The organism is Streptomyces sp. ISL-66 (assembly GCF_018614135.1).
GTDB lineage: Bacteria > Actinomycetota > Actinomycetes > Streptomycetales > Streptomycetaceae > Streptomyces.
In genome coordinates, this window is the sequence record NZ_JAGGOW010000249.1 from 1 (window position 1) to 5,744 (window position 5,744).

4 protein-coding genes and 1 pseudogene are annotated in these 5,744 nt (G+C 71.8%); all 5 read left to right on the forward strand.

Translation table 11 applies throughout. From position 1 onward, the window contains the following. On the forward strand, positions 1–2,625 hold a 2,625-nt coding region (gene infB, locus J7E97_RS35385), incomplete at its 5' end, for a translation initiation factor IF-2 (RefSeq protein ID WP_215035780.1). Positions 2,626–2,785: 160 nt separating this feature from the next. After that, a complete protein-coding gene (locus J7E97_RS35390; protein WP_215035782.1) occupies positions 2,786–3,079 on the forward strand; it encodes a DUF503 domain-containing protein in 294 nt (97 codons plus the stop codon). 27 nt (positions 3,080–3,106) lie between these two features. Then, positions 3,107–3,559, forward strand: a complete 453-nt coding sequence (gene rbfA / locus J7E97_RS35395) for a 30S ribosome-binding factor RbfA (protein WP_215035784.1) — start codon at positions 3,107–3,109, stop codon at positions 3,557–3,559. Then, a complete protein-coding gene (gene truB, locus J7E97_RS35400; protein WP_215035785.1) occupies positions 3,556–4,464 on the forward strand; it encodes a tRNA pseudouridine(55) synthase TruB in 909 nt (302 codons plus the stop codon). The genes rbfA and truB overlap by 4 nt, the downstream gene beginning before the upstream one ends. Positions 4,465–4,754: 290 nt before the next feature. After that, positions 4,755–5,744: pseudogene (locus J7E97_RS35405) on the forward strand (serine protease); the annotation flags it as partial.

Genomic DNA, 5,744 nt, shown 5'->3' on the forward strand with positions numbered 1-5,744 from the left:
GCCCAGGGTCAGGGCGGCCAGGCCGGCGCCCGTCCCGGCGCCCCGCGTCCGGCAGGTGCCGCTCCGGCCCGTGCCGAGCGTCCCGCCGGTCCCGGTGCCCAGGCTCCGCGTCCCCAGGGCGCCCGTCCGGCCGGTCCCCGTCCGGGCAACAACCCGTTCACCTCTGGTGGCTCCACCGGCATGGCGCGCCCCCAGGCGCCCCGTCCGGCCGGCGCTCCCCGTCCCGGTGCCCCCGGCGCCGGCGGCGGCCAGGGTGCTCCCCGTCCGCAGGGCGGCCCCGGCGGCGCCCCGCGTCCGCAGGGTCAGGGCGCTGGTCGCCCGACTCCGGGCGGCATGCCCCGTCCGCAGGGTGGTGCCCCCCGTCCGGGCGGTGCCCCCGGTGGTAACCGTCCCAACCCGGGCATGATGCCGCAGCGTCCCGCTGCCGGTGGTCCCGGTCCCCGTCCCGGCGGCGGCCCCGGTGGCCGTGGTCCCGGTGCGGGCGGTCCCCGTCCCGGTGGCGGTGGCGGCGCAGGCCGTCCCGCGGGCGGCGGCTTCGCCGGTCGTCCGGCCGGTCCGGGCTCGCGTCCCGGCGGCGGCGGCGGCTTCGGCGGTCCCCGTCCCGGTGGTGGCGGCTTCGGCGGCGGTCCGGCTGGTGCCGGCGGCGGCGGCCGTCCCGGCTTCGCCGGGCGTCCCGGTGGTCCCAATGCCCGTGGTGGCACGCAGGGTGCCTTCGGCCGTCCCGGTGGTCCCGCGCGTCGTGGTCGCAAGTCCAAGCGCCAGCGTCGCCAGGAGTACGAGGCCATGCAGGCCCCGTCGGTCGGCGGCATCATGCTGCCTCGTGGTCACGGCGAGACCGTTCGCCTGTCGCGCGGTGCGTCCCTCACCGACTTCGCGGAGAAGATCAACGCCAACCCGGCGTCGCTCGTCGCCGTGATGATGAACCTCGGCGAGATGGTCACTGCCACGCAGTCCGTCTCCGACGAGACCCTCGAAATGCTGGCCGGCGAGATGAACTACGTCGTTCAGATCGTCAGCCCGGAGGAAGAGGACCGCGAGCTCCTCGAGGGCTTCGACATCGAGTTCGGCGAGGACGAGGGCGGCGAGGAATTCCTCATGCCGCGTCCGCCGGTCGTGACCGTCATGGGTCACGTCGACCACGGTAAGACCCGACTGCTCGACGCCATCCGCAAGACGAACGTCGTTGCGGGCGAGGCCGGTGGCATCACGCAGCACATCGGTGCGTACCAGGTCGGTACCGAGGTCAACGGTGAAGAGCGCAAGATCACCTTCATCGACACCCCGGGTCACGAGGCGTTCACCGCCATGCGTGCCCGTGGTGCCAAGTCGACCGACATCGCGATCCTCGTGGTCGCGGCCAACGACGGCGTCATGCCGCAGACGATCGAGGCGCTCAACCACGCCCAGGCCGCCGGCGTCCCGATCGTCGTCGCGGTCAACAAGATCGACGTCGAGGGTGCCGACCCGGTCAAGGTGCGCGGTCAGCTCACCGAGTTCGGTCTGGTCGCCGAGGAGTACGGCGGCGACACGATGTTCGTCGACATCTCCGCCAAGCAGGGTCTGAACATCGACTCCCTGCTCGAGGCCGTCGTCCTCACCGCCGACGCCTCGCTCGACCTGCGCGCCAACCCCGAGCAGGACGCTCAGGGTATTGCGATCGAGTCCCACCTCGACCGCGGCCGCGGTGCCGTTGCCACCGTCCTCGTCCAGCGCGGTACCCTCCGCGTCGGCGACACGATGGTCGTGGGCGACGCCTACGGCCGAGTGCGCGCCATGCTCGACGACAAGGGCAACAACGTCGAGGAAGCGGGTCCCGCGACCCCCGTCCTGGTCCTGGGTCTCACCAACGTCCCCGGCGCCGGCGACAACTTCCTCGTCGTGGACGAGGACCGCACGGCCCGTCAGATCGCCGAGAAGCGTGCTGCGCGAGAGCGCAACGCCAACTTCGCCAAGCGTGTCCGCCGGGTGTCCCTGGAAGACCTCGACTCGGTCCTCAAGGCCGGTCTCGTCCAGGAACTCAACCTCATCATCAAGGGCGACGCGTCCGGTGCGGTCGAGGCTCTCGAGTCCTCGCTGCTCCAGCTCGACGTCGGCGAAGAGGTCGACATCCGGGTCCTGCACCGCGGTGTGGGTGCGGTCACCGAGTCCGACATCAACCTGGCGATGGGCTCCGACGCCATCGTCATCGGCTACAACGTCCGTGCGGCCGGCCGTGCCGCGCAGATGGCGGAGCGCGAGGGTGTCGACGTTCGGTACTACTCGGTGATCTACCAGGCCATCGAGGAGATCGAGGCGGCCCTGAAGGGTCTCCTCAAGCCGGAGTACGAAGAGGTCGAGCTCGGTACGGCGGAGGTCCGCGAGGTCTTCCGCTCGTCCAAGCTGGGCAACATCGCCGGTGTCCTCATCCGGTCCGGCGAGGTCAAGCGCAACACGAAGGCGCGGCTCCTGCGCGACGGCAAGGTCGTCGCCGAGAACCTCAACATCTCCGGTCTGCGCCGCTTCAAGGACGACGTCACCGAGATCCGCGAAGGCTTCGAGGGTGGTATCAACCTCGGTAACTTCAACGACATCAAGATCGACGACGTCATCGCGACGTACGAGATGCGCGAGAAGCCCCGCGCGTAAGCGCGAGGCGGTTCGCACCGTGTCGTAACTCGTAGTACCGGGGCCGGTCGGCGGAATATCCGTCGATCGGCCCCGGCCGTTGCGTGTACGGTTCTGGTGACCCTGCCGCGCGACGGCCGGCAGGCCACCGAACCCGCACCGGCGGGACATCCGGAACTGCATGTACGTGGGGACTCTGTCCTTCGATCTGCTCCTCGGCGACGTTCACTCGTTGAAGGAGAAACGCTCCGTCGTCCGGCCCATCGTGGCCGAGCTCCAGCGCAAGTTCGCTGTGAGCGCGGCCGAAGTGGGCGACCAGGACCTGCACCGCAGGGCTCGTATAGGGGTCGCTCTGGTGAGTGGGGACGCGGGGTTCCTCTCGGACGTACTGGACCGCTGCGAGCGGCTGGTCGCGGCACGTCCGGAAGTGGAGCTGCTGTCGGTACGACGGCGGATCCACGGTGATGAAGACTGACGCAAGACTTGAGAAGGAGACGGACCAGTGGCCGACAATGCGCGGGCGAAGAAGCTGGCGGACCTCATCCGGGAGGTGGTGGCCGAGAAGCTGCAGCGTGGTGTCAAGGACCCCCGCCTCGGCACGCACGTGACCATCACGGACACCCGGGTCACCGGCGACCTGCGGGAGGCCACGGTCTTCTACACGGTGTACGGCGACGATGAGGCCCGCACCAGTGCGGCAGCGGGCCTGGAGAGCGCCAAGGGCGTACTGCGCTCCGCGGTCGGCCGGGCGGCGCAGACCAAGTTCACGCCCACCCTGACCTTCGTGGCGGACGCCCTCCCGGAGACCGCAAAGAGCATCGAGGACCTCCTCGAAAAGGCGCGCACCTCCGACGCCCAGGTGCGCGAGGTGTCCTCCGGCGCGCAGTACGCCGGCGACGCCGACCCGTACAAGAAGCCGGACGAGGACGAGGACGAGGGCGCAACCGCGGAATGAGCAGCAACGCAGGGAAGACGCCGGACGGCCTTGTCATCGTCGACAAGCCGTCCGGCTTCACTTCGCACGACGTGGTCGCCAAGATGCGCGGGATCGCCAAGACCCGCCGCGTGGGCCACGCCGGCACGCTCGACCCGATGGCGACGGGCGTGCTGGTCCTGGGCGTGGAGAAGGCCACCAAGCTCCTCGGCCACCTCGCGCTCACGGAGAAGGAGTACCTCGGCACCATCCGGCTGGGCCAGAACACCCTGACGGACGACGCCGAGGGCGAGATCACCTCCTCGGTCGACGCCGCCGGGGTCACCCGGGAGGCCGTGGACGCGGGCATCGCCAAGCTGTCCGGCGAGATCATGCAGGTCCCGTCGAAGGTGAGCGCGATCAAGATCAAGGGCGTGCGCTCCTACAAGCGCGCACGGGACGGCGAGGACTTCGAGATCCCGGCCCGTCCGGTGACCGTCTCCTCGTTCCAGGTGTACGACATGCGCGAGGCGCAGGCCGAGGACGGCACCAAGGTCGTCGACCTCATCGTCTCCGTCGTCTGCTCCAGCGGTACGTACATCCGCGCACTCGCCCGCGACCTGGGCGCCGACCTCGGCGTCGGCGGGCACCTCACGGCGCTGCGGCGCACGCGGGTGGGGCCGTACAAGATCGACCGGGCGCGCACGCTGGACCAGCTCCAGGAGGAGCTGACCGTCATGCCGATCGGTGACGCGGCGGCCGCGGCCTTCCCGCGCTGGGACCTGGACGCCCGGCGGGCGGGGCTGCTGGCGAACGGCGTGAGGCTGGACATGCCGCAGGAGTACGAGGCCGGCAGGGCGATCGCGGTCTACGGGCCGGACGGACGGCTGCTCGGGCTCGTGGAGAGCAAGGGCGGCAAGGCCAAGTCGCTGGCGGTCTTCGTCTGAGACGCAGGGCCGGGGCGCGGCTCCGGGCCACGGCCTGGCCCTGTGGCCCGGCTCTGTGGCCTGGCTCCGCGTCCCGGCTCGGGCTTTAGCTCGGGCCGGTGTTGTTGACGTGGAGCGGCGAGCGCAAGGGACTGCTGCTCACCGCTCCACGACCCCCCTCGGGTAGGTCTCTATCCACCCGGACCCCTTAATTCACCCGTCCGAGCAGGCGCTCGGAGTGAATGGAGGGAGCGTAAGGGGGCGCTTTCGCCACGCGTGCTTTTCCTGCTGATCTTCACCTGCCTACCGTCATGACCACGGGGCGCGCGGCGGGGAGTGGTGCGGTGACGGCGGAACTGATCAGGATCTGCGATCTCGCCGGACGGCCGCGGGGGAGCGGCTTCGTCGCCGACGATCGCGGCACGGTGGTGACCAGCCACGAGGCCGTGGACGGCCTGTCCCGGGTGGTCCTGCACGGGCCGCCGGGATCGGGCCCGGGACCGGATTGCGGGGGACCGGGCGAGCGGACGTGGGTGGCGGGCGCCGCGGACGTGACGGCCCTGCCGGAGCTCGGGCTCGCGCTCGTACGCAGCGACGGGCTCGGGGTGCGGCCGCTGCCGGTCGCCCGGCGGGTGACGATCGCCCCGGGGACCTACGTACGCCTGGCCGCGCGGGGATGGCGGCAGGCGCGGGTGCTGGGCGCCGCCGAAGCCACGTACACCGCGACGGGCCGGCTCCACCTGCTTCCGGCCGCGCTGGAGCTGGCCATCGGGACCGACGGACAGGACGCGCTGCGACGGGGTGGGCAGGCGTGCGGCGGCCCGGTGCTCGATGCCGGAACCGGAGCGGTGCTCGCGGTACTGGCCACCGCTCTGCGAGCGGAGCACCGCTCCGGCGGCTTCGCGGTGCCCCTCGCGGCGGCCGCGGCCGCCGACCCCGGCGGACCGCTCGCCGCCCTGCTGGAACGCAACGCGGCCACCGTGCCCGGCTACGGCGCCGACCTGAACCTCGCCGGAGTCCTGCAGCTCACCGGCACCACCCTGGGCCCGGCCTTCGCGGAGCTGGGTTTCGAGCGGGTGGAACGCCCCCACATCGCCGCCGCCCTGGACGCCTTCGCCGCCGGAGACCGCCCGGTCCTGGCCCTGATCGGCCACCCCGGCACCGGCCGCACCACGGCCCTCGCGGACCTGGCCCTGCGCCGCACCCGCGGCCCGCACCCGGCGCCGACCCTGTGGCTGCGCGGAGCGGACCTGCGGGCCGACGACGTATCGCTGGCCGACGCGGTGGCGCGTGCGCTGGCG